The sequence below is a fragment of the Cupriavidus sp. 05N40 genome, assembly GCF_056397305.1.
The window spans coordinates 1-24,366 of record NZ_JBFTND010000074.1 but is presented as its reverse complement, the minus strand read 5'-3'; the positions used below and the strand labels follow the sequence as shown (position 1 = coordinate 24,366).

Annotated in this window: 19 protein-coding genes; 5 read left to right on the top strand and 14 right to left on the bottom strand. The window is 69.0% G+C overall.

All coding sequences use genetic code 11. From position 1 onward, the window contains the following. Positions 1-9: 9 nt before the first annotated feature. Together icmF and AC1DO7_RS18340 are read right to left on the bottom strand one after the other, a co-directional pair. Entirely contained in the window at positions 10-3,312 is a 3,303-nt protein-coding gene (gene icmF, locus AC1DO7_RS18345; protein WP_477116413.1) for a fused isobutyryl-CoA mutase/GTPase IcmF, read from the bottom strand. Positions 3,313-3,733: 421 nt separating this feature from the next. Beyond that, a complete protein-coding gene (locus AC1DO7_RS18340; protein WP_441617622.1) occupies positions 3,734-4,066 on the bottom strand; it encodes a DUF2917 domain-containing protein in 333 nt (110 codons plus the stop codon). A 209-nt stretch (positions 4,067-4,275) separates the two neighbouring features. On the opposite strand from AC1DO7_RS18340, the gene AC1DO7_RS18335 reads away from it, so the two are divergent. Continuing rightward, a complete protein-coding gene (locus AC1DO7_RS18335; protein ID WP_477116412.1) occupies positions 4,276-5,682 on the top strand; it encodes an aminotransferase-like domain-containing protein in 1,407 nt (468 codons plus the stop codon). A gap of 117 nt (positions 5,683-5,799) precedes the next feature. Then, positions 5,800-6,576 (top strand): enoyl-CoA hydratase-related protein, encoded by a 777-nt coding sequence (locus AC1DO7_RS18330; RefSeq protein WP_441650152.1) that lies wholly within the window; start codon positions 5,800-5,802, stop codon positions 6,574-6,576. A gap of 66 nt (positions 6,577-6,642) precedes the next feature. Here AC1DO7_RS18330 and AC1DO7_RS18325 read toward each other — a convergent pair whose 3' ends face one another. The 4 genes from AC1DO7_RS18325 to aptA form a co-directional block, all read right to left on the bottom strand. Next, entirely contained in the window at positions 6,643-7,110 is a 468-nt protein-coding gene (locus AC1DO7_RS18325) for a MarR family winged helix-turn-helix transcriptional regulator (RefSeq protein WP_441617664.1), read from the bottom strand. A 97-nt stretch (positions 7,111-7,207) separates the two neighbouring features. Continuing rightward, entirely contained in the window at positions 7,208-8,599 is a 1,392-nt protein-coding gene (locus AC1DO7_RS18320) for an amino acid permease (RefSeq protein WP_441617617.1), read from the bottom strand. A gap of 194 nt (positions 8,600-8,793) precedes the next feature. Beyond that, positions 8,794-10,311 (bottom strand): CoA-acylating methylmalonate-semialdehyde dehydrogenase, encoded by a 1,518-nt coding sequence (locus tag AC1DO7_RS18315; protein WP_477116411.1) that lies wholly within the window; start codon positions 10,309-10,311, stop codon positions 8,794-8,796. Positions 10,312-10,369: 58 nt separating this feature from the next. Next, positions 10,370-11,701, bottom strand: a complete 1,332-nt coding sequence (aptA, locus tag AC1DO7_RS18310; protein ID WP_441617613.1) for an omega-aminotransferase AptA — start codon at positions 11,699-11,701, stop codon at positions 10,370-10,372. A gap of 380 nt (positions 11,702-12,081) precedes the next feature. Between aptA and AC1DO7_RS18305 the strand changes: the two genes are divergently transcribed. Then, positions 12,082-13,596 (top strand): aminotransferase-like domain-containing protein, encoded by a 1,515-nt coding sequence (locus AC1DO7_RS18305; protein WP_477116410.1) that lies wholly within the window; start codon positions 12,082-12,084, stop codon positions 13,594-13,596. Between the two features lie 58 nt (positions 13,597-13,654). On the opposite strand, the gene AC1DO7_RS18300 is transcribed toward AC1DO7_RS18305, so the two are convergent. From AC1DO7_RS18300 to AC1DO7_RS18280, 5 genes are all read right to left on the bottom strand, one after another. Next, entirely contained in the window at positions 13,655-14,230 is a 576-nt protein-coding gene (locus tag AC1DO7_RS18300; RefSeq protein WP_477116409.1) for an acyloxyacyl hydrolase, read from the bottom strand. 588 nt (positions 14,231-14,818) lie between these two features. Beyond that, complete coding sequence (locus AC1DO7_RS18295) at positions 14,819-16,009, bottom strand: M24 family metallopeptidase (protein WP_441617607.1); 1,191 nt, start codon at positions 16,007-16,009, stop codon at positions 14,819-14,821. Between the two features lie 52 nt (positions 16,010-16,061). After that, complete coding sequence (locus tag AC1DO7_RS18290) at positions 16,062-17,030, bottom strand: Bug family tripartite tricarboxylate transporter substrate binding protein (protein WP_441650150.1); 969 nt, start codon at positions 17,028-17,030, stop codon at positions 16,062-16,064. A gap of 236 nt (positions 17,031-17,266) precedes the next feature. Beyond that, complete coding sequence (locus AC1DO7_RS18285; RefSeq protein WP_441650149.1) at positions 17,267-17,914, bottom strand: TetR family transcriptional regulator; 648 nt, start codon at positions 17,912-17,914, stop codon at positions 17,267-17,269. Between the two features lie 98 nt (positions 17,915-18,012). Then, positions 18,013-18,897 (bottom strand): alpha/beta fold hydrolase, encoded by an 885-nt coding sequence (locus tag AC1DO7_RS18280; protein WP_441650148.1) that lies wholly within the window; start codon positions 18,895-18,897, stop codon positions 18,013-18,015. A gap of 153 nt (positions 18,898-19,050) precedes the next feature. Between AC1DO7_RS18280 and AC1DO7_RS18275 the strand changes: the two genes are divergently transcribed. Continuing rightward, a complete protein-coding gene (locus AC1DO7_RS18275; protein WP_441650147.1) occupies positions 19,051-19,971 on the top strand; it encodes a LysR family transcriptional regulator in 921 nt (306 codons plus the stop codon). Positions 19,972-19,994: 23 nt separating this feature from the next. Here AC1DO7_RS18275 and chrA read toward each other — a convergent pair whose 3' ends face one another. Next, positions 19,995-21,344: a chromate efflux transporter gene (gene chrA, locus AC1DO7_RS18270; protein ID WP_477116408.1), complete on the bottom strand. Its 1,350-nt coding sequence runs from the start codon at positions 21,342-21,344 to the stop codon at positions 19,995-19,997. A 204-nt stretch (positions 21,345-21,548) separates the two neighbouring features. On the opposite strand from chrA, the gene dmeF reads away from it, so the two are divergent. Then, positions 21,549-22,556 (top strand): CDF family Co(II)/Ni(II) efflux transporter DmeF, encoded by a 1,008-nt coding sequence (gene dmeF / locus AC1DO7_RS18265; protein WP_477116407.1) that lies wholly within the window; start codon positions 21,549-21,551, stop codon positions 22,554-22,556. Positions 22,557-22,655: 99 nt separating this feature from the next. Here dmeF and AC1DO7_RS18260 read toward each other — a convergent pair whose 3' ends face one another. Beyond that, positions 22,656-23,792 carry a bifunctional nicotinamide-nucleotide adenylyltransferase/Nudix hydroxylase gene (locus AC1DO7_RS18260; protein ID WP_441650355.1) on the bottom strand — a complete coding sequence of 379 codons (1,137 nt, stop codon included), beginning with the start codon at positions 23,790-23,792 and terminating at the stop codon, positions 22,656-22,658. A gap of 57 nt (positions 23,793-23,849) precedes the next feature. Continuing rightward, complete coding sequence (locus AC1DO7_RS18255; RefSeq protein ID WP_477116406.1) at positions 23,850-24,290, bottom strand: GNAT family N-acetyltransferase; 441 nt, start codon at positions 24,288-24,290, stop codon at positions 23,850-23,852. Positions 24,291-24,366 lie beyond the last annotated feature (76 nt).

The following is a 24,366-nucleotide window of genomic DNA, read 5'->3' as shown; positions in this document are numbered from 1 at the left end:
GCCGGCACGTCACATATTGCGGCGGTACTGTCCGCCCACCTCGAACAGCGCGTGCGTGACCTGCCCCAGCGAGCAGGTGCGCACCGCGTCCATCAGCACGGCGAACACGTTCTCGTTGTCGATCACCGCCTGGCGCAGGCGCTGCAGCATGGCCGGCGCGGCAGACGCGTTGCGCGCGTGGAAATCGGCCAGGCGGGCGAGCTGGCTCTGCTTTTCCGCGTCGCTGGAACGCGCCAGCTCCAGCGACTGCGGGGTGGGGTCGCCAGCCGGGTTGCGGAAGGTGTTCACGCCGATGATGGGCAGCGTGCCGTCGTGCTTGAGCTGTTCGTAGTGCAGCGATTCTTCCTGGATCTTGCCGCGCTGGTAGCCGGTCTCCATGGCGCCGAGYACGCCGCCGCGCTCGGCGATGCGCTCGAACTCCTGCATCACCGCCTCTTCCACCAGGTCGGTGAGCTCTTCGATCAGGAAGCTGCCCTGGCTGGGGTTCTCGCACCGGGCCACGCCCCATTCGCGGTTGATGATGAGCTGGATGGCCAGCGCCCGGCGCACCGATTCGCCGGTGGGCGTGGTGATGGCTTCGTCATAGGCGTTGGTGTGCAGGGAGTTGCAGTTGTCGTAGATGGCGATCAGCGCCTGCAGCGTGGTGCGGATGTCGTTGAAGTCGATCTCCTGCGCATGCAGCGAGCGCCCCGAGGTCTGGATGTGATACTTGAGCTTCTGGCTGCGCTCGTTGGCGCCGTACTTGTCGCGCATGGTCACCGCCCAGACGCGGCGCGCCACGCGGCCCAGCACGCTGTATTCCGGGTCCATGCCGTTGGAGAAGAAGAACGACAGGTTGGGCGCGAAATCGTCGATGTGCATGCCGCGCGCCAGGTAGGCTTCCACGTAGGTGAAGCCGTTGGACAGCGTGAAGGCCAGCTGCGAGATCGGGTTGGCCCCGGCTTCGGCGATGTGGTAGCCGGAGATCGACACCGAGTAGAAGTTGCGCACCTGGTGGTGCACGAAGTACTCCTGGATATCGCCCATCACCTTGAGCGAGAACTCGGTGGAGAAGATGCAGGTGTTCTGGCCCTGGTCTTCCTTGAGGATGTCGGCCTGCACGGTGCCGCGCACGTTCTGCAGCACCCAGGCGCGGATCTTGGCTTCCTCGCCGTTGGTAGGCTCGCGGCCGTTGTCGGCGCGGAACTTGTCGAGCTGCTGGTCGATGGCGGTGTTCATGAACATCGCCAGGATGGTCGGGGCCGGGCCGTTGATGGTCATCGACACCGAGGTGGACGGGCTGGTCAGGTCGAAACCGTCGTACAGCACCTTCATGTCGTCCAGCGTGGCGATCGACACGCCCGAGTTGCCCACCTTGCCGTAGATGTCCGGGCGCGTGTGCGGGTCCTCGCCGTACAGCGTGACCGAGTCGAAGGCGGTGGACAGGCGCTTGGCGTCCATGCCCTCGGACACCAGCCTGAAGCGGCGGTTGGTGCGGAAGGCGTCGCCCTCGCCGGCGAACATGCGGGTGGGATCTTCGTTCTCGCGCTTGAAGGCGAACACGCCGGCGGTGTACGGGAAGCTGCCGGRCACGTTCTCGCGCATCAGCCACCTGAGCACCTCGCCGTCGTCCTCGAAGCGCGGCAGCACGACCTTGCGGATGGTGGTGCCGGACAGGGTCGTGCTGGTCAGCGTGGTGCGCAGCTCCTTGTCGCGGATCTTCACCACGTATTCGTCGCCGCCATAGGCCCGGCGCATCTCCGGCCACATCGCCAGCAGCTTGCGCTCGTGCGCGCGGAGCGCGGCGTCGCGCCCGGCGGCGAGCGCCTGCAGGGCATCTCCTGCGCTGTCCGCGGCCTGCCCGGGCGCTGCCAGCAGCATGCGGCGCGCCTCGCGCAATTGCTGGCGCTCGCGCGCCAACCGGCTCTGCGTGTCCACGCGGCGGTGATAGGCGCGCACGGCATCGGCCAGCTCGGCCAGGTAGCGGTTGCGTGCGGGCGGCACGATCACGTTCTGCCCGGTGGAGACGCGCCCGGCCAGTTGCGGCAGCACGCCGGCGGCGGCGCGCAGGCCGCGCGTGGCGAGCGCCGCGAGCAGGCCCTGGTAGAGCATGGTGACGCCGTCGTCGTTGAAGCGCGAGGCCTGGGTGCCGTAGACCGGCATGTCCTCGGGCTTGCCGTGCCATTGCTCGCGGTTGCGCTGCACCTGCTTGGCCACGTCGCGCCAGGCGTCCTGCGCGCCCTTGCGGTCGAACTTGTTGATGGCGACGAAATCGGCGAAGTCCAGCATGTCGATCTTCTCGAGCTGGCTGGCGGCGCCGAACTCGGGCGTCATCACGTATAGCGACAGATCCGCATGCGGCACGATGGCGGCGTCGCCCTGGCCGATGCCCGAGGTCTCCACGATGATCAGGTCGAAGCCGCCCGCCTTGCACGCGGCCAGCACATCGGGCAGCGCCTGCGAGATCTCCGAGCCGGCCTCGCGCGTGGCCAGCGAGCGCATGAAGATGTGCGGGTGGTTGATCGCATTCATGCGGATGCGGTCGCCCAGCAGCGCGCCGCCCGATTTCCGGCGCGAGGGATCGATCGAGATCACGGCGATGGACAGCGCATCGCGCTGGTCCAGCCGGATGCGGCGGATCAGCTCGTCGGTCAGGGAGGACTTGCCGGCGCCGCCGGTGCCGGTGATGCCCAGCACGGGCGTCTTCACGTGCGCCGCCTCGGCACGCAGCGCTTCGGCCAGCGCGGGATCGGCCTTGCCGTTCTCCAGCGCCGTGATCAGCTGCGCCAGCGCGCGGCGGTCGCCGCCTTTCACCGCGTCGAGCGTAGTGGGAGCGTAGCGCGCCAGGTCGATATCGCAGCGCTGCACCATGTCGGCGATCATCCCGGCCAGGCCCATGCGCTGGCCGTCCTCTGGGCTGAAGATGCGCGCCACGCCGTAGGCCTGCAGCGCGCGGATCTCGTCGGGCACGATCACACCGCCGCCGCCGCCGAACACCTGGATATGTTCGCCGCCGCGCTCGCGCAGCAGGTCGATCATGTACTTGAAATACTCGAGGTGGCCGCCCTGGTAGCTGGAAATGGCGATGCCCTGCACATCTTCCTGCAGCGCCGCGCTGACCACTTCCTGCACCGAGCGGTTGTGCCCGAGATGGATCACCTCGCAGCCGGAAGACTGCAGGATGCGCCGCATGATGTTGATGGACGCGTCGTGGCCGTCGAACAGCGAGGCCGCGGTGACGAAACGCACCTTGTTGACGGGACCCTTCGGTCCCTGCGCCGGACGGGCGGCGCCTGGCTGCGAACCCTTCTGCACATCGGAAAGATCGGTCATTGTCTCCACCTGGTTCGGTGTTCGGGCCATCCGCAGGGTCTGGCGCGGCGGCCGCTCTGGTGGCGGCTCGGCTCGCGATGCGGGCAGTCTGGCTGGCGCCGGCACTGCCGCTTGATTATATGACGTTAACGTTAACGGCAATCAAGCGACACAGGCATTGCCTGCCGTGCCGCCCAGGCGACCATGGCGGCTATYGTCGCACAGTTGGCGGCGAATGTGCCGGTACAGTCGGGGGGAGGTTCGGGGGGAGGACCGGGGGGAGGTTCGGGGGGGAGGCGAGACACCGGGCATGGCGGCGATGGCCGCCGGAGCCGGCGCAATGGCGGCCTGCGCGGGACGGCCGATCCGGGCGCAAGCCTGGCTGGTCTGCGTATGCAGCGCGCCTGGCTAGCGATCAACTCGCCGCCGGCGCACGGTCAGGTCACATCCCGGGTTCCGGGCACTGCGTGAAGGCGCGCCGCTGTCCCAGCCGATGCCCCAGCGCACGCGCCATCCCGCCCAGCCAGCGCCACGACAGCGGCGCCGGGTTCTCGGCCAGCGTGAAGCGCGCGCCCTCGCTCTCGCCGGAGAGCCATACCATGGCGCCGGCCGGCAGCGCGCAGGTGGCGCCGGGCAGCAGCCAGATATCCGCATGGTGGCCTTCCACGGTCAGCCACAGGCGCCCTTCGATCGCCTTGACGGTTTGCCCTTCGCGGGCGCGCCAGCCCACCGGCCGGCCGGGTTCATCCAGTTCGAAGATCCGTAGTTCACGCATTTTGCCGCTCCTGTCTCTGCATTGCGGTGTGCTCCGGGCCCTGCYGGCACCACCGATGGGGCCGGCGCGGGTACCTCCTCCGCATGCCTTCCATTATTCACGGCGGCAACTACAATCACATGAACAGTTGTGAACAGTTTTCCATGCACTGTTCAGTAGTTTTTCCTGACACTTCGATGCCTGGGGCCGCGCCCCGGCGCCCCGACACCATGAAGCTGACCCTCGTCCCCTCCACCGGCGTGCCCATCACCGACCAGATCGTCAACGAGGTCAAAAGCTGGATCAGCTCGAGCGACGCGCGGCCCGGCGCGCGCCTGCCGTCGATCCGCCAGATGGCGGCGGAACATGGCATCAGCCGCTTCCCGGTGATCGAGGCCTATGACCGGCTGGTGTCGCAAGGCCTGCTCGATTCGCGCCACGGCTCGGGCTTTTTCGTCGCCGACAGCCCGTTGCTGGCGCGCGCGGCCAACGGCTGGTCCGACCCGAGCCTGGCGGAGGACCTGTCGGACCATATCCTGGAGCAGTTCAACCACCCGAGCACCATGCTCAAGCTGGCCGGCGGCTTCATGCCGGAGCACTGGCGCGACCTCGAGGGCCTGACCCAGGCCATCCGCCAGGTTTCACGCACGGAGGTGGCCAGCGTGATCCACTACGCCACGCCGATGGGCCTGCCGGAGCTGCGCCAGCATGTGCTCACGCGCGTGCGGCAGCTCGGCATCACGGCGGAGCTGCCGCAGGTGCTGATCACCAGCGGCGCCAGCCAGGCGCTGGACCTGGTGGTGCGCCGCCTGCTCAAGCCGGGCGACACGGTATTCGTGGAGGATCCCGGCTACTACAACCTGTTCGGGCTGCTGCGCCTGCAGGGCGTGCGCCTGGTGGGCGTGCCGCACACCGCCAACGGCCCCGACCCGGACGCCACCGAGGCCTTGCTGCGCGAGCACAAGCCCAAGCTGTTCTTCACCAACAGCGTGCTGCRGAACCCCACCGGCTCGACGCTGGCGCCGCCCGTGGCGTTCCGCCTGCTGGAGCTGGCGCGGCGGCATGGCTTCCGCTTCGTCGAGGACGACATCTTCTCGGACTTCCAGACCCACTACACCGACCGCCTCGCCACGCTCGACCAGCTCGAGCACGTGATCTATATCGGCGGCTTCTCCAAGACCGTGTCCGCCTCGCTGCGCATCGGCTACCTGGTGGCCGACAAGGCGCTGGTCAAGGATCTGGTGGATGTGAAGGTGCTGACCAGCGTGGCCGGCTCGCACTTCGCCGAAGCCGTGACGGCGGCGCTGCTCGAGCGCGGTGCCTACCGCAAGTATATGGAGCGCCTGCGCCTGCGCGTGCGCCAGGCCACCGCGGGCGCGGTGCGGCGGCTCCACGGCGCGGGCTGGGAGGTGTATTGCGAACCCGCGGGCGGCAACTTCCTGTGGGCGCGCACGCGCGGCGTGGAAGATTCGCGCGAACTGGTGACGCTGGCCGAGCGGCATGGCGTGACCCTGGCGCCGGGCAACTACTTCCGCCCCGGCGGCGAGACCTCGCCCTGGATCCGCATCAACTCGGCGTTCGTGGAGGAGCCGCGCGCGCTGGCCTTCCTGCAGGAGGCCGGCGCGCTCGAGAAATAGGGCGGAACGCCCCTGCCCCGCCAGCCATCAAGCGGCGGCGACGGCGGCGGCCCCGAGGTTTACTTCGCATGCGAAACATATATACTTCGCATGCGAACATTATCTCAGGAGACCGAAGTGATTCCGCAACTCGAAACCGACCTCGCCGGCGGCGTGCTCACGCTGACCATCTCGCGTACCGACAAGAAGAATGCGCTGTCCAACGCCATGTACTGCGCACTCGCCGATGCGATCGAAGGCGCACCGGGTGACCCGGAGGTCCGCGTCATTGTCATCCGTGCCGCCGGCGACACATTCAGCGCAGGCAACGACGTCAGTGAATTCGCCGCCCAGGCCGCCGGCGACGGCCCCGCCGAGCGGCATGTGCACCGCTTCCTGCGCAGCCTTGCCACCACCAGCTTGCCGCTGATCGCCGCCGTACAGGGCAAGGCGGTCGGCGTCGGCACCACCATGCTGCTGCATTGCGACTATGTGCTGCTGGCCGACGATGCCCAGCTGATCACGCCGTTCATCAACCTGGCGCTCGTGCCGGAAGCCGCGTCGAGCTTGCTGATGCCGCTGCGGGTGGGCCATGCCCGCGCGTTCGAGATGTTCGCGCTCGGCGAACCGGTCGCGGCCACGCAGGCGCTGGCCTGGGGCATCGCCAACCGGACCGTGCCGGCAAGCCAGTTGCATGCCGAGGCGGCGGCAATGGCCGGGCGTATCGCCGCGAAGCCATCCGGCGCGCTCCAGGCCATGAAGCGGCTGATGCGCAACGGGCAGGCGCTGGTTGCGCAGATGGATGCGGAGAGCGCCTGCTTCGAGGAGCGCCTGATGAGCGCGGAAGCGAAGGAAGCCTTTGCGGCCTTCGCACAGCGCCGGCCCGCGGATTTCTCGCGGGTGACACGCACCTAGGCCACGTTCAGGCCAGATTCAGGGCGCACGCCGGCTGCGCCCTGAATGCCCGGGTACCGCCGCGGCTCAGTCCTCGACTGCGGGGAATTTATCCTGCAGGCTCTGCAGCCAGCGCGCGACGACAGCCATTTCCGCTTCGCTGAAGCCATCGGACAGCCGGGCGTTCAGCTCCACCAGGCCCGCCTTCGAGCGGCCATGCGCGGCGCGGCCCGCCGGTGTCAGCCAGACGCGCGAAGCACGGCCGTCGGCGGCATCGGCCCGACGCTCCACCAGGCCCGCCACGGCCATCCTGTCCACCAGGCCGCTCATCCCGGGCGCGCCCATGTCGAGCGCGGCGGCCGCTTCGCTCATCAGCACGCCGTTGTTCTTGCCCAGGAAGAACAGCAATCCCGCCTGCGCGGCGGTCACGCCGCCGAGCGCCGTGCGCGCCTGCGTCCAGCGCTGCAGCCGCCGCTGGCCGACGTTCAGCAGGTAGACCAGCCGCCGTTCCGAATCGTCCTTCAACTTGTCGTCTCCGAATCCGTGGTTGCACATGAGCGTGCGCGAAGCGCTTCGCATGCGAACCTTATCACGCCCGCGGGTGCCCGGACTCGCCGATGCCCGCGCCTGCGAAGCATTGCGGCGCCGGCCCTCAGCCGCCGTGCAACACGGCGTTGCGGCGCGCGTAGAGGAAGTAGATGGCCAGGCCCAGTACCAGCCAGGCCAGGAAAGCGATCCAGGTCAGTGCCTGCAGGTGGGCCATCAGGAACAGGCAGAAACCCACCGACAGCAGCGGCACCACCGGCACGCCCGGGCAGCGGAAGGCGCGCGGCAGTTCGGGCCGGGTCTTGCGCAGCACCAGCACCGCCACCGAGATCAGCGTGAAGGCCGACAGGGTGCCGATATTGATCAGCTCCGCCAGCACGTTGAGCGGCACGAAGGCGGCGATCGCCGCGAACACGATGCCCACGGTCCAGGTAGCGAAGAACGGCGTGGCATGCACCGGATGCACCCTGGACAGCCGCTCCGGCAGCAGGCCGTCGCGCGACATGGCGAAGATGATGCGGGTCTGGCCGAAGGTCATCACCAGGATCACCGTGGTCATGCCCAGGATCGCACCCAGGTCGACGAAGCCGGCTACCCAGTTCTGCCCGGCGTACTGCAGCGCCAGCGAGACCGGGTGATCGACGCCGGCAAACTTGGCGAACGGCACGATGCCGGTCATGATCGCCGCCACCGTCACGTACAGCACGGTGCAGACCGCCAGCGAGCCGATGATGCCGATGGGCAGGTCGCGGCGCGGGTTGCGCACTTCCTCGGCGGCGGAGGTCACCGCGTCGAAGCCGATAAAGGCGAAGAACACCAGCGCCGCCGCGTTGAAGATGCCGTCGAGGCCGAACGGCGCGAACGGATGCCAGTTGGCTGGCTTCACATGCCACACGCCCACCGCGATGAACAGCAGCACCACCGCAATCTTGATGGCCACCATCACATTGTTGAGCCGCGCCGATTCGCGCACGCCGTACGACACCACCCAGGTGATCGCCAGCATGATCACCGCGGCCGGCAGGTTGAACAGCGTCTCCACGCCCGGCACCGCACCCGGCGCGGCGCTCAGCGCCGCCGGCAGGTGGATGCCGAAGCCGCCCATCAGCGACTGGAAATACCCCGACCATCCCACCGACACCGCCGAGGTGGCCAGGCCATATTCGAGCAGCAGGTCCCAGCCGATCATCCACGCCACGATCTCGCCGAGCGTGGCGTAGCTGTAGGTGTAGATGGAACCGGAGACGGGAATCGCGGACGCGAACTCGGCGTAGCACAGCGCGGCAAACCCGCACGCCAGCGCGGCGATGACGAAGGAGACCGTCAGGGCGGGCCCGGCGGTCAGCGCGCCGGTGCCGGTCAGCACGAAGATGCCGGTGCCGATGATGGCGCCGATGCCCATCATGATCAGGTCGACGGGGCCCAGCACTTTCTTCAGGCCGTCGTCGCGCGCGGCGGCCAGCATGGCCTCGATGTTCTTGGTGCGGAACAGACTCATGGCGGGCACTCCTGGCGCTTCTCGGCTCTGAAAAGCGGCGTAGTTTACCTTGGCCTCCGTGCGCGGACGTCACTTCGCGCGGTGCCGCCGTATCCGGGCTGCCGCGGCACCGCGCTTGCCCGCCACCAGCCGGAAAACAAAAAAGCACGGGCGCAAACCCGTGCTTTCCTTGTCACCCGGCAACAGCCCGGGGACTACTTCGCCACCGGCATGGTGAACTCCGCGCCCTTGSCGATRCTGTCSGGCCAGCGCTGCATGAYGCTCTTGTAGCGCGTGTAGAASCGSAYGCCTTCCTCGCCGTAGGCRTGGTGGTCGCCGAACAGCGAGCGCTTCCAGCCGCCGAACGAGTGMCACGCCAYCGGCACCGGGATCGGCACGTTGATGCCGACCATGCCCACCTGGATCTGGCGCGAGAACGCGCGCGCCACGCCGCCGTCGCTGGTGTAGCAGGACACGCCGTTGCCGTACTCGTGCGCGTTGATCAGGTCCACCGCCTGGGCAAAGTCGTGCACGCGCACCACCGACAGTACCGGACCGAAGATCTCTTCCTTGTAGATGGTCATGTCCGGCGTGACGTGGTCGAACAGCGTGCCGCCCACGTAGAAGCCTTCCTCATGTCCGTCGACCTTGTGGCCGCGGCCGTCGGTCACCAGCGTGGCGCCTTCTTCCACGCCGCGGGCGATATAGCCTTCCACCTTGGCCTTGTGGGCGGCGGTCACCAGCGGGCCCATCTCGGCATCGGCTTCCATGCCGTTGCGGATCTTCAGCGCCTGCGCGCGTTCGGCCAGGCGCGGCACCAGCTGGTCAGCCACCTCGCCCACCGCCACGGCGACCGAGATCGCCATGCAGCGTTCGCCGGCCGAGCCGTAGGCGGCGCCGATCAGCGCGTCCACGGCCTGGTCCAGGTCGGCGTCGGGCATCACCACGAGGTGGTTCTTGGCGCCGCCCAGGGCCTGCACGCGCTTGCCGTGCTTCGTGCCTTCGGTATAGATGTACTCGGCGATCGGCGTGGAGCCGACGAACGACAGCGCCTGCACGTCCTTGTGCGCCAGCAGCGCGTCGACGGCTTCCTTGCCGCCCTGCACCACGTTGAACACGCCGTCGGGCAGGCCGGCCTGCTTGAGCAGATCGGCGATCAGCAGCGAGGGCGAGGGGTCGCGCTCGCTCGGCTTGAGCACGAAGGTGTTGCCGCAGGCCAGCGCCACCGGGAACATCCACATCGGCACCATCACCGGGAAGTTGAACGGCGTGATGCCGGCCACCACGCCCAGCGGCTGGCGCAGGTTCCAGTTGTCGATGCCGCCGCCGATGTTGTCGGTGAAATCGGTCTTGAGCAGGTTGGGGATGCCGCAGGCGAATTCCACCACTTCGATGCCGCGCGTGACTTCGCCCTTGGCGTCGGAGAACACCTTGCCGTGCTCGCGCGTGATCAGCGCGGCCAGGTCGTCATGGTGGCGGTCCAGCAGTTCCTTGAACTTGAACAGGATGCGCGCGCGCTTGAGCGGCGCGGTCTCGGACCAGGCCGGGAAGGCAGCGTGCGCGGCCGCCACCGCGGCAGCCACGTCCTGCGCGGTGCCGAGCGCCACGCGGCCGGCCACGGCGCCGGTGGCCGGGTTGAAGACGTCGGCGAAGCGGCCCGACGAACCGGCGCGCGCGATGCCGCCGATGTAATGCTGGATGTCGGCGATCTGCCGGTTTTCTGCGATGTTCACGTCAGTATTCCTTGTCTTGCCGCCGCGGATCCTTGCAGGCATCCGCGGCGATTTGCCGTTACTGCACGTCCTGCAGGACCTGCTTCACGGTATCGAACATGTGGCCGATCTGCTCTTCCGTGATGATCAGCGGCGGCGAGAAGGCCAGGATGTCGCCGGTGTAGCGCACCAGCACGCCGCGCTCCAGGCACTTGAGGAAGGCTTCGTAGCCGCGCGCGCCGGGCTGGCCCGGACGCGGCTCGAGCTCGATGCCGGCCACCAGGCCGAGGTTGCGGATGTCCTTGACATGCGGCGCGCCACGCACGCCGTGCACCGCGGTTTCGAAAACCGGAGCCAGGTCGGCGGCGCGGCCGAACAGGTTCTCGCGCTTGTAGAGGTCCAGCGTGGCGATGGCCGCGGCTGCCGCCAGCGGGTGGCCCGAGTAGGTGTAGCCGTGCAGGAACTCGATCGCGCCCGGCGCGGCGGAGTTGACCACGGTGTCATGCACTTCGCGCTTGACCGCCACCGCGCCCATCGGCACGGCTGCGTTGTTGATGGCCTTGGCCATCGTGATCAGGTCCGGCGTGACCTTGAAGCGCTCGGCCGCGGTAGCGGCGCCCAGGCGGCCGAAGGCGGTGATGACTTCGTCGAAGATCAGCAGGATGCCGTGGCGGCTGGTGATCTCGCGCAGCTTTTCCAGATAGCCCGCCGGCGGCACCAGCACGCCGGCCGAACCGGCCAGGGGCTCGACGATCACGGCCGCCACGTTGGACGGATCGTGCAGCGCCAGGATGCGCTCCAGGTCTTCGGCCAGGTGCGCGCCCCATTGCGGCTGGCCCTTGGAATAGGCCGCCTCGGCGATATTGAGCGTGGCCGGCAGGTGGTCGGTGCCGGGCATCAGGTTGGCCGCGAAGGCCTTGCGGTTCGGGCCGATGCCGCCAACCGCCATGCCGCCGAAGCCCACGCCGTGATAGCCGCGCTCACGGCCGATGAAGCGGGTGCGCTGGCCTTCGCCGCGCGCACGGTGGTAGGCCAGCGCGATCTTCAGCGCGGTGTCGACCGATTCCGAACCCGAGTTGGTGAAGAAGATGCGGTCCAGGCCGGACGGCATGATCGCGGCCACCTTGGTGGCGGCCTCGAAGGTCAGCGGATGGCTCATCTGGAACGGCGGCGCGTAGTCCAGCGTCTGCACCTGGCGCGTGATCGCTTCGGTGATCTCCGTGCGGCAGTGGCCGGCGGCCACGCACCACAGGCCGGCACACCCGTCGAGGACCTGGCGGCCGTCGTGCGTGGTGTAGTACATGCCGCTGGCCGAGGCGAGCAGGCGCGGCGCCGCCTTGTACTGGCGGTTGGCGGTAAACGGCATCCACAGGGCATCGAGATCGGGGATCACGGTCTTGGCGGCATCCATACGTTCCTCCTCAGGGGGTTCGTCTTGGGCGGCGGCGATCGGCGCCGCGCCCGGTTTATTTCGCTGGGCATCCCGGCATTGCCTTGGGCACTGCCGGTGAATGTGGCCACTGTAGCGGGAGGCCCTCCCATAAAGAATATACGGTCGACAAAACATCGCCTRACCGTACAGGTTCGACTATAACAACCGTACAGATCAGGAGTGAGGCGGTTTGCCGGGCCGCATCGCCGGCGGGCGTGCCATGGCGCGGTGCGGCATGGAAAGCCGCGCCCGCAGCGGGATTCCGCTGCATTGCCACATGGAACGCGAGAAAGATCCCGCTTCCCGCCCAGCGCGCCGCGCGATTAAACTGTACAGGTTCAACCCACCACGCGTGATGCATGCTTAACCTGGAACTCGTGCGCGGCCGCCGTAGCGGCGACACCCTGACCGAACAGATCGTGGCCGGCATCGCCAGCCTGGTCGAGCGCCGCGTGCTGCGCGCCGGCGTGGCGCTGCCGTCGGTGCGGCGCTTCGCCCGGCAGCATGGCGTGAGCACCTTCACCGTGGCCGAGGCCTACGGCCGCCTGACCGCGCTGGGCTACCTGAGCGCGCGGGTGGGCTCGGGCTACACGGTGGCGCATCGGCATGCCCCCGCCGGCCAGGCCCCTGCCGCGCGCTGGGAGGCGCCCGGGCTGAATGCCGCGTGGCTGCTGTCCGATGTGTTCGCCGATCATTCGGTGCCGATCAAGGCGGGCGCGGGCTGGCTGCCAGGCGACTGGCTCAACGAAGAGGGACTGCACCAGGCCATGCGCGCCGCCGCGCGCGTGCCCGCCGCGCAGGTGTCCGGCTATGGCCATCCGTACGGCTTTGCCGCGCTGCGCGAGCATATCGCCGCCGGCCTCAGCCAGTACGGCATGCCGGTGCAGGCCCAGCAGGTCGTGCTGACGCAGGGCGCCACGCAGGCGCTGGACCTGGTGGTGCGCACGCTGCTGCGTCCCGGCGATACGGTGCTGGTGGAGGATCCCTGCTACTGCAACCTGCTGCAGATCCTGCGCGTGGCGGGCCTGCAGGTGATCGGCGTGCGCCGCACCGCCGCGGGGCTCGACACCGACGCCCTCGACCACGCCATCCGCACCCATGCGCCGCGCGCGCTGTTCGTCAACACGGTGCTGCAGAACCCCACCGGCGGCACGCTCACCAGCATGAACGCGCACCGCGTGCTGCAGCTGGCCGAGCAATACCGCCTGCTGGTGGTGGAAGACGATATCTACCGCGAGCTGGCGCCGGCCGGCTCACCGATGCTGGCGGCCATGGACGGCCTCTCGCACGTGATCTACGTCAACGGCTTCTCCAAGACCATCACGCCGTCGCTGCGGGTGGGCTACCTGGCCGCCAGCCCGGAGCTGGCCAAGGCGCTGGCGCGTACCAAGATGGCGGTGGGGCTGACGTCGTCGGAAGTGACCGAACGGCTGGTGTACTCGGTGCTGACCAGCGGCCACTACGGCCGCCACGTGGCGGCGCTGGCCGAGCGGCTGCGCGGCCAGCAGGACCGCATCACGGACAAGATGGAGGCGCACGGGCTGGAAGTGCTGCTGCGCCCGGAAGGCGGGATGTTTGCCTGGGCGCGCGTGCGCGCCGACGAAAGCGGCGGCGAGGCCGCGCTGTCCGGCAACCGGCTGGCCACGCAGGCGCTGGAGCATGGCATCTGGCTGGCGCCGGGTTCGTATTTCGTGYCGGAGGAAGGGGATTCGCCGTGGATCCGCTTCAATGTGGCAACGAGCGATGCGCCAGCGCTGTGGCGCTTCTTCGATGCGCTGCGTGGCGTGCAAAGCCCGGCCACGCCGCCAGGGAGCGCCGAGGGCATCGGGCGCGGTGCGCGCAACGCGCGAGCGGGGCTGGCGCGGCTGGCCTGAGTGTCAGGCCGGCCCGGCCGCGGGTCGCGCCGCGGCCGCCGGGGCGCCGCAAGCGCGATCAGAAGCGATAGCGCACGTAGCCCGTGTAGAAACCACTGCCCGGATTGGGCTGCTTGATGCCGGCGTTGGAGACGTGCTGGTAGCGGAAGCCGGCTTCATAGGCGGTCCTGGGACCGAAAGCCACGCCCAGGCCAAGCATGTCGGAGAACTGGAACAGGCTGCCGGAGCGGTGCTCTTCCGAGGTGTACTTGCTGCTCATCATGCGCACGCCGACCGACGCTTCGAGGAACGGTACCCAGGCGCCGCCGCGCTTTTCCRGGCGCCAGATCGGCGAGAAGCCGAACTCGGTCACGTTATGGTGGTTGGTGCCGCTCAGGGTGTTCCATTCGGCCAGTTCGGCCTCCCACTGCAACTTGAACAGCCAGCCCTGCGGGTTGCCCCAGTTGAAGCCGGAATCCCAGTTCACGCCGACTTCGTACTTGTTGATGTTGTGGCCCGGATCACGGCCGAAGGCAAAGTGGACGGCGGGGTCGGCGTACGCGGACGCGCAGGCGCCGAAAGCGGCAACGGCGGCAAGCGCCTTGAATTGCGATGCGAACCGGCGGGCAAGGCCGGTCTTCTTCTGATTGGTCATGAGCATGGTGGGTGGTATTTACCGCGAAGAGTGGCAAGTCCTAGCGAAAACCTTGCCACCTCTCCCGCGGCAAGGCCGACCACCCGTACTCAGGACCAGAGACGTTCCACCACCAAGCCCGCGGTCACGGCGATCGCAAGCCAGGTGCCAATACATCCGGCAATAAAACGGTAAGTCATGGTCAAATTCCGCAACAAACGCCTGTCGCCAGGCGAATAATTCCGGAATTATACATCCATTCATGAATGTATGTTGGACGCCGGTCGACCACTCCGGCTAGGGCTCGTCGTACTGGTGAGCGATTATGCACCTCCGGGCTGCATCCTGCTCGGCCCATCCCGGTCCCTGTTGCCGTGCCGCGTCAGGGAGCGCATCCGCCCGCACCAGGCTGGCAGACGCCGACGGCGGCAGCGGCCTGCCGAGCAAATTGCCCCGGGCGGCGTCGCAGGCTTCCTCGGCCGGAAGTCGATTTTGCGCTCCAACATCCACTTCATCAGCGGGGCTGCTCAGGCCCGGCGGGCGCGCCTGCGCGATCACCCCGCGCAATCACCGCGCGGCCGGGCGGGGCGACAAGGGACCGGTCGAGGCCTACGCCACGGTGGCGTAGGCGAGCGTCTTCGGCGTCTTCACGATGACCTCGGGCCGCTCGCCCACCACCACGGTGTCGTCGAGGCGGAAGCCGCCGAGGCCATACACGTAGATGCCGGGTTCGGCCGAATAGACCTCGCCCGCCAGCAACGGCCGCGTGTTGAAGGCCATGTCCTCCGGATACTCGTGCAGCATCAGCCCGACCGCGTGCCCGGTGCGGTGGAAGATGTATTCGCCCAGGCCGGCGCGCTCGATCACCGCCTGCGCGGCAGCGTCCATGTCGCACACGCGGCGCCCGCTTACCGCGGCAGCCACCGCCGCATCGGTGGCTTCGGCGGCCACCTGGTAGCAATGCGCCTGCCGCTCGCCGGGCTTGCCGCAGAACCAGGTGCGCTCGTTCTCCACGTAGTAGCCGTTCAGGCGTGGCAGGATCAGGTTGACGATGGTATCGCCGGATGCGATGCGCGCCCCGCACGACGCGCCGTCGCCGTGGGGCGAGGCCGAGGCGGCGCCGGTCAGCGTCCAGCACTTGAGGATCTCGAAATCCTCGCCGGGAAAGCGGCGCGCCGCCTCTTCCACCATCAGCGCCGACATGGCATGGTCCAGCTCCTGCACCAGCCGTCCCGGGCGGATATGCTCGCGATAGCGGTCCTGCACCCAGTCCGTGAGCGCGCCCAGCGCGCGCATCACCTCCAGCTCCTCGGCATGCTTGACCCAGCGCATGCCGCGCATCTCGGCCATGGCCGGGCGCAGCACCAGCTCCGGCAGATGGCGCTGCGCCGCGGCCAGGACCGGGTGGCTCACGTCCACCGCGATGCGCGCGCCGCCGAGCCCGTGCGAGGCCAGCAGCGACGCCACCACCTCGGGCAGCTGCGGCGCCAGCGGCAGGCGCCGCGAGACGCGCGGATGCTCGGCGTAGTAGGTCACATCGCGCAGCCACACCGATTCGTTCTCCGTGCTCAGCCGCATATGGTTGGTGGACAGCTCGTTCATCACCGCGAACGGCTCGCCGCTACGCGGCACGAACACGAACACGGGCCGCTCCCACGGCCATACGTCGAGCTGGAAGTTGGTGGCGAACTGGAAGAAGTCCGGGGTGCCGAACACCAGCGCGTCCACGCGCAGGCGGTCCATCAGCTGGTGCATCATGGCCATGCGGTAGTCGCGCACGGCGGTGGTGATACGGGGCATGTCTTGTCTCCTGTGTCCTGAGTCTAGTGTCCTGCGTCTAGTGCCTTGTGCGTCAGAGCGCGATGCCGAGCTTGCGGATGAATGGCCCCCACGCCTCGGCGTCGCGCCGCATATGGCGCTCCACTTCCGCGGGCGGGCCCTTGATGGGGTCGAGGAACTGGCTGGCCAGCTTCTCCTTGAAGGCGGGTTCGTCCAGGGCCGCGTTGATGTCGGCGTTGATCCTGCCGACCAGCGCCGCCGGCGTGCCGGCCCTGGCCACGATGGCATACCAGCCGGGCACGGCCACGTCATAGCCGAGTTCCCTGAAGGTCGGCACGTCCGGCAGCGCCGGCAGGCGCCTCTCGCCGGTCACCGCCAGCGCCACCAGCTTCTTGCCGGCGATATACGGCTGCACGCCGGCGACCACGTTCATCATTGCGGGCGTCTGGCCCGACATCAGGCTGGTCGAGCCGCCCGCGCCGTTGAATGGCACATGCTGCAGGCGGATGCCGGCACGCTCGGCCACCAGTTCCATCGCCAGGTGGGTCGAGTTGCCGATGCCGCCCGAGGCAAAACTGATGGCGGCCGGACGCGCCTTGGCCTGGCGCACGAATTCGGCAAAGCTGGCCACGTGCAGCGACGGCGCCACCACCAGCACGAACGGCGAGCTGGCCAGCATCGCCACGCCGGCCAGGTCGCGCTGCGGCACATAGGGCAGCGACGGATACAGGAAGGGATTGAAGGCCAGGTTGGACACGCCGGCAAAGAACAGCGTGTAGCCGTCGGCCGGCTGCTGCAGCACGTAGTTGATGGCCAGCACGCCGTTGGCGCCGGGGCGGTTCTCCACCACCACGGCGCGGCCCCAGCGCTTGCCGAGCGCTTCGGCCAGCGCGCGCGCCAGCACGTCGTTGCCGCTGCCGCCGGCCTGCGGCACCACCAGCCGCACGGGGCGCTGCGGCCAGTCCTGCGCGTGCGCGGGCGCGCCGCACGTCCATCCCGCGGCTGCCAGCACGGCAGCCAGCATCAGCTTGCGTCTCTTCACATCGGTCTCCTTTTTCCTCCGCGCCGCCATGGTCTTCAGGGCGGCATGCGGTTTACTGTACCACGTGGTACACGAAGAAGAAAAGACCGCCGGACGCGGGCTGCGTGCGCGCGGCAGGCAAGTGACCGGAGAGGAACCGGGCAGGAACCGGAGAGGGTGGCCGCGCCAGAAAGCAGCGCGGCGCCATCGAGGCGCCGCGTGGCATCAGGTCGTCAGGCGCTCAGGCGCTCAGGCGCTCAGGCGTCAGACGCCTGCGCGGCCCCCGGCGCATTGAGCATGCGCGCGAAATACTTGAGGGCCGCGGTGGTGCCCTTGCGGTCACCGGTGGTGACCAGGTCGAGCAGCAGGCCGCGCACCGTGGCCAGCTCGACGCGCGCGCGCAGCTTCGCCTCGCTCGCGCTCAGTCCGTGCTGTTTGTGGAAGCGCTCGCTCAGCGCGCCGATCCAGCTGCCGATCACGTCGTCCAGAAAGGCCTGGAAGCGCTCGCGATCCCGGATGGCGCGCCCGTAGATCTCGAACAGCAGCTGGATGACCGGCAGGTAGTTGTCCGCCGAGTAGCGGGCCCAGGCCAATTCGAGCGCGCGGGCCGGATCGGTCTCGGCGGTGGCCAGGCTGGCGCGCGACTCCAGTTCGGCATGGCGGATGCGGCGCAGCACGGCCTCCCAGAAGCCGTCGGCCGAGCCGAAGTAGTAGATCAGCATGCGGTGGCTGGTGCCGAGCGCCTCGGCCACGCTGCGCAGCGAGAGATCGCCGATGCCGCGCTCCAGCACATGGCGCACGGCGCCATCCAGCAGCTGGATGGCCTGGTCGCTGGTGGCGCGGCCTTCGGCGGGCTCGGCGACGGGGGTTTCGGCCGGACGGGCGGCGGTCTTGCGAGGCGGCATGGGCGGAATCGCGTGCGGTTGGCCGGCGCCTGGCCGGCGGATGAAGCCAGCGAGTGTATGCCAGCCCGGCCGATCGCGCAGCACCCGGCCGCGCGGCGTCAGTGCTCCGCCAGCAGGAACGGCAGCGTTTCTTCCAGCAGCAGTTCCGGCATTTCCTCGGCGATATAGTGGCCGCACGGCAGGCTCTTGCCCTGTACGTTGCGCGCCACCTTGCGCCATTCCTCCAGCGGCGCGAAGCAGCGGCCCACCGCGCCCTGCTCGCCCCACAAGGCCAGCATCCCGCACTCGACCTGGCGCCCGGCGGCGATGTCGGCACGATCGTGCTCGAGGTCGATCGAGGCGCTGGCCCGGTAGTCTTCGCACAGGCCGTGCGCGGCGCCGGGCTGCCTGAGGCAGCGCAGGTACTCGGCCATGGCTTCGTCGGTAAATGGCGCCAGGCCGGCGCTGCGACTGCCCATGGTGCTGCGCAGGTAGAGCGCGGGATCGGCCTCGATCAGCGTCTCGGGGAACGGCGCCGGGCGGATCAGGAAGAACCAGTGCCAGTAGGCGGTGGCGAACTGCAGGCTGGTCTGCTCGTACATGGCCAGCGTGGGCGCGATGTCCAGCGTCACCAGCCGCCGCACCGCATCGGGATGGTCCAGCGCCATGCGGTGGGCCACGCGGCCGCCGCGGTCGTGCGCCATCACCAGGAAGCGCTCGAAGCCGAGCGCGCGCATGACCGTGACCTGGTCCTGCGCCATGGCGCGCTTGCTGTAGTTGGCATGGTCGGGCAGGCCGGCGGGCTTGCCGCTGTCGCCGTAGCCGCGCAGGTCGGTGGCGACCACGGTGAAATGGCGCGCCAGCGTGGCGGCCACCTTGTGCCAGATCACATGTGTCTGCGGATGGCCATGCAACAGCAGCAGGGCCGGGCCCTGCCCGCCCACCACGGCATGGATCTCGACGTCGCCGCATTGCACGCGGCGCGGGGTGAAGCCTTCGAACACGATTCGTCCTCCTGTCGGGATCAGGTGCAGATCCGCGTAGATGCCAGTGTAAGCATTGAACCCGCCGCTATAATTTCATTCACAGACTTTCATTCGGTCTTCATTTTCAGCAATCCTGGCGCCTTGCCGCCGCCATCGACCGCCGCTCGCCACGTGGACAATTTCTCGGACCTCGCCTTCTTCGTCACCCTGGTCAAGCGCGGCAGCCTGGCCGGCGCGGCGCAGCAGTTCGGCATCACGCCATCCGCGGCCAGCAAGCGGCTGGCCGCGCTGGAGGCCCGCCTGGGCGTGCGCCTGCTCAACCGCACCACGCGCCGGCTGAGCGTGACGCAGGAAGGCGAGGCCTACCTCGAACGCGGCGCGCGCATCCTGGCCGAGCTCGAGGAGCTGGAGCAAGGCCTGGGCGGCAGCCGCGTGGCACCGCGCGGCCTGCTGCGGGTCAACGCCACGCTCGGCTTCGGCAGGCGCCACGTGGCGCCCGCGGTGGGCGCCTTCCTGCTGGCCTGCCCCGAGGTGGAGGTGCAGCTGGAACTGACCGACCGGCCGCTCAACCTGGCCGAGGCCGGCTTCGACGTGGGCATCCGCGTGGGCGACCTGCCCGATGCCCGCCTGAGCGCGCGCCCCATCGCACATAACCGCCGCCTGCTGTGCGCCGCGCCGCGCTACCTGGCCAGCCACGGCGAGCCGGCCTCGCCGCGCGAGCTGCAGCAGCACCGCTGCATCGTGATCCGCGAGAGCGACGCCACCTACGGCACCTGGCACCTGCGCTCGGCCAGCCGCCAGGAAACCGTGAAGGTGCGCGGGCCCGCCAGCACCAACGATGGCGAGGTGGCGCTAGGCTGGGCCTTGCAGGGCCACGGCATCCTGATGCGCTCGGAATGGGAGGTGGCGCCGATGCTCAGGTCAGGGCGGCTGCGCCAGGTGCTGCCCGACTGGTCGACACCGCCCGCCGATGTGTTCGCGGTCTTCCTCACGCGCGACCAGCTCACCGCCAAGGTGCGCGCCTTCGTGGACTACCTCGCGCAGCACTTCGCCGCGCACCGCGAGCCCGGCGTGCCCCACAGCGGCTGGTAGCGGTCGGTGGCGGCTGGCGGCGCTCAGCGCAGCAGCGTGATGGCCATGCCCGCCAGCCCGCAGCAGAGGATCACCGGGATCACCCCCGCCTTGAAGCGGAACAGTGCCACCGCCGCGGCCAGCCCGATCAGGGCCGAAGGCCAGTCGAAGCGGCCCTGCAGCCCGGCCGGCCACAGCACGTGCGAGGCAAAGAACACCGCCAGGTTGACGATCACCCCGACCACCGCCGCCGTGATGGCGGTCAGCGGCGCGGTGAACTTCAGGTTGCCGTGCGTGCTCTCCACGAACGGCCCGCCGAGCAGGATGAACAGAAAGGACGGCAGGAAGGTGAAGAGGGTCACCAGTGCGGCCGCCGCCACGCCCGAGGCCAGTTCGCTGCCGGCGCCAAGCACCGCGTGCGTCCAGCCGCCGACGAAGCCCACGAAGGCCACCACCATGATCAGCGGGCCGGGCGTGGTTTCTCCCAGCGCCAGCCCGTCGATCATCTGCGGCGCGGTGAGCCAGTGGAAATGCTCGACCGCGCCCTGGTTCACATAGGGCAGCACCGCATAGGCTCCGCCGAAGGTCATCAGCGCCGCCTTGGTGAAGAACCAGCCCATTTGCGTGAGCGTGCCCTGCCAGCCGTAGCGCCATGCCAGCGCGCCCAGCGCCAGCGCCCAGATCGCCAGGAAGACGCCGAGTACGCGCGCAAAGCGCGGCCAGGTGAAACTGGCATGCTCGGGCGTCGGCGTGCCGTCGTCGATCAGCGCGGGGCCGTGGCCCGCCCTGGCGGCGCCGTGCCCGCCCGCGCCGGCGAAGCGCGCCGGCGCCAGGCGCCCGCCCACATGGCCGATCAGGGCAGCGGCCACCACGATCAGCGGGAACGGCAATGCCAGCGCGAAGATGGCGACGAACGAGGCCGCCGCAATGGCCCAGAGCCAGCCGTTGCGCAGGGCGCGCGAGCCGATGCGCCATGCCGCCGACATCACGATGGCCGTCACCGCCGGCTTGATGCCGTACAAGACGCCGGCCACCGCGGGCACCTCGCCGAAGCGCAGGTAGACCCACGACAGCAGCATCAGGATCAGCAGCGACGGCAGCACGAACAGCCCGCCCGCCATCACGCCGCCCCAGGTACGGTGCATCAGCCAGCCGATATAGGTCGCCAGTTGCTGCGCCTCGGGCCCGGGCAGCACCATGCAATAGTTGAGCGCATGGAGGAAGCGAGCCTCGGAGATCCAGCGGCGCCGCTCGACCAGGTCCTCGTGCATGATGGCGATCTGCCCGGCGGGGCCGCCGAAGCTGATGAAGCCTAGCTTGAGCCAGTACCAGAAAGCCTGGCGCAGGGAAATGGGCGCCGGGGCGGCCGCGGGAGCGAGGGTGGTGGCGTGCATCGGGTTGTGTGGGGCTGTCGGGGCCTTGCACGGTGGCAGGCAGCGTGCCAACAATAGCAGATGGGCGTGACAGCCCGGGGGCAACCCCGCGCGAGGCGGCACGGGCCAACACCACGCTGCCGGCATGGACGAAGGCGGCCTGCCGCGCCGGCGCTGTTACGCTTGCGCCAATCACATCATTTCGCCACGCAGGGCAAAGCCATCATGCATACCCAGGACCTCTCCCGCTGGACCCACAGCCACGTCTTCGACACAGGCAATCGCGCCGCCGAACGCGGCACCCGCCTGGTGATGCTCATCACCGCCGCCACCATGGTGGCCGAGATCGCCGCCGGCTTGTGGTTCAATTCGATGGCGCTGCTGGCCGACGGCTGGCATATGAGCTCGCACGCGCTGGCAATCGGCCTGGCCGCCTTTGCCTACGCCGCCGCCCGCCGCTACGCCGGCGACAAGCGCTTTGCCTTCGGCGCGTGGAAGATCGAAGTGCTGGCCGGCTTTGCCAGCGCCATCGTCCTGCTCGGCGTGGCCGCGCTGATGGTGTACGGCTCGGTGGAGCGGCTGTTCAGCCCGCAGGCCATCCACTATCGCGAAGCGATGGCGGTGACCATCGTCGGGCTGCTGGTCAACCTGGCATGCGCGCTGATCCTGGGCGACGCTCACCACGGGCATGAACACGGGCATGACCATCACCACGGCCACGATCACGATCACGACCACGGTCACGGCGGTGCGCACCACCACGACCTGAACCTGCGCTCCGCCTACCTGCATGTGCTGGCCGATGCCGCCACCTCGGTACTGGCGRTGCTGGCCCTGGCCGGTGGCTGGTGGCTCGGGCTGGCCTGGCTGGACCCCGTGATGGGCCTCGTCGGCGCGGCGCTAGTCGGCCACTGGGCGCTCGGCCTGCTCAGGCAGACCGGCACCGTGCTGCTGGACCGCGAGATGGACCACCCGGTGGTGGACGAAGTGCGCGAGGTACTGGCCAGCTTCGACCAGGGACCCGAAGGCACGCGCGTGACCGACCTGCATGTGTGGCGCGTGGGCAAGCAGAAGTTCGCGGTGATTGCCAGCCTGGTGACGCACGACAATGCGCTCACGCCGGCGCAGGTCAGGGAGGCACTATCCGTGCACGAGGAGCTTGTGCATGTGACGGTGGAAATTCACCGATGCGGACATGGGGAGGATGAAAGGCTGGCGCACCGGCACGGATGAATCGGGATGCGGGCGGTTGCGGGCCCGCGAGGCCCCGATCGGCATCCGGCTGGTGGACCAGACGGCGCCCCTGGCCCTGGCGCTGGCCGACCCGGGCGGTCAGCGAGGCCGGGCGGGCCCTGCTTCGAACAGGTGGAGAAAGTGGTCGAGGATCAGCAGGTGATCCTCGAACATCTGCCCTTCCAGCGCCAGCAACTCCTGCTGCGGCAGCCAGCGCACCGCCGCCGCGTCGTCGGCGGCGTCCACCCCGGGCAGTGCATCGAGCGGCAGGTCGAAGAAGAAGGCGTGGGTCAGCGTGCGCCCGCGCTGGCTGCGCTCGGGGTGGTCGAACAGCGCCTGGCCGCGGCATGCCTGCTGCAACTCGGCCTTTGGCAGATTGAAGCGGGTTTCCTCGTCGAGCTCGCGCAGGACCGCGTCGGCCACGCGCTCGTGCTGGTCCAGAAAGCCGCCCGGCAGCGCCCATGCGCCGCGCCCGGGCTGGCCGCCGCGGCGGATCAGCAGCACATGGCCGCAGCAGCGCACCACCGCGTCCACGGTGACGAAGACCGGCGGATACGGCGCGGCCGCCCAACGGTGGCGATGGTCCTCGAGGAAGCGGTACTCAGCCAGCAGCACGGCGAAGGCCTCGCGCGCGGCGAACTCGCGCAGGAAGGCAGCGACCGGGGGCGGCAGCACGCGCTCCACGCCATCGAGCGCGCCCGCCTGTGCGAACCACTGCCCGCGCACATCGGCCGCATTGAGTTGTCCGAAGCTGGGCTGCGGCACCAGGGGCCAGCCGGGGAAGTCGTTGAGATAGCCCGAGGATGCATCCTTGAAATGCCCGAACAGCCCGACGCGCGCCTCGGCGCGCAGGCCCGGCTCCGCACCCGGGAACTCGCCCAGGAACTCGCCCAGGACCGCGCCCACGGCGGCGCGCACGGCGGCAGCCCAGCGCGGGCCCTCGTAGTAGTCGCGCACGGCCACGAAGCGCAGATCCGGCACGCGGGCAGCGTCCCATGCGGCCACCGCGGCCTCGATCATGCGGCGGCGCTCGTCGCCGGTGAACGGATTCTTTACCGTGCGCGCCCCACCTGCCGAGCCCAGCACGACGATCACCACGCGCGCCTGCGACAGCGCCTGGCGCAGCATGGCGAAGTGCCCGTCATGGAAAGGCTCGAAACGGCCGATGTACACCAGGCAGTCGAATGGCGCCGGATCCGGCTGGGCGGCGGGCGCCGTCGGCGTGGGCAAGGTCATCGGTGTTTCGTCTTCATGACATCGGACTTCATACTTCGGATATCCCGGGGCATGCGCCTACTTCAGTTCGCAGTACATGCAAAGCGGCAAGCCTTCCTGGCGCTGGAACTCGCGCGAGGCGCGCACCGCGGGCGGCAGGCGCTCGGCCGCGATCAGCGAGAATCCATAGCGGGCAAAATAGTTGGGGCAACTGGCACTGAGCAGCACCGCGCGCGTACAGCCGTTGGAGCGTGCGCGCATCAGCGCGGCGGCAACCATATGGGATGCGATGCCCCGGTCGCGGTAGGGAGGCAGCACGGCCACCGAGCGCACCACCACGGTCTCGTCATACCCCTCGGTGCCGGCGCAGCCGACGATCTTGCCGTCGAGCAAGCCAATATGGAACAGCGCCAGCGAGGGATCGAGGTCGTCGCTGGCGAGGCCACAGGATYCCAGGATTTCCGCGATTGCCGGCCAGTCGGCCGGTTGTGCTGCGCGGACACGCAGATCTCTTGTCATTGCAATTATCTATCCGCCACGCACGATGGCGGAGGTTGTCATGGATGGACTGCGTTGACTTCACACTACATGATTC

Coding starts and splice junctions, on each gene's coding strand:
- AC1DO7_RS18340 (WP_441617622.1), bottom strand. CDS start 4,066: ATGCGTGAACTACGGATCTTCGAACTGGATGAACCCGGCCGGCCGGTG.
- AC1DO7_RS18325 (WP_441617664.1), bottom strand. CDS start 7,110: ATGTGCAACCACGGATTCGGAGACGACAAGTTGAAGGACGATTCGGAA.
- AC1DO7_RS18320 (WP_441617617.1), bottom strand. CDS start 8,599: ATGAGTCTGTTCCGCACCAAGAACATCGAGGCCATGCTGGCCGCCGCG.
- aptA (WP_441617613.1), bottom strand. CDS start 11,701: ATGGATGCCGCCAAGACCGTGATCCCCGATCTCGATGCCCTGTGGATG.
- AC1DO7_RS18295 (WP_441617607.1), bottom strand. CDS start 16,009: ATGCCCCGTATCACCACCGCCGTGCGCGACTACCGCATGGCCATGATG.
- AC1DO7_RS18285 (WP_441650149.1), bottom strand. CDS start 17,914: ATGCCGCCTCGCAAGACCGCCGCCCGTCCGGCCGAAACCCCCGTCGCC.
- chrA (WP_477116408.1), bottom strand. CDS start 21,344: ATGCACGCCACCACCCTCGCTCCCGCGGCCGCCCCGGCGCCCATTTCC.
- AC1DO7_RS18260 (WP_441650355.1), bottom strand. CDS start 23,792: ATGACCTTGCCCACGCCGACGGCGCCCGCCGCCCAGCCGGATCCGGCG.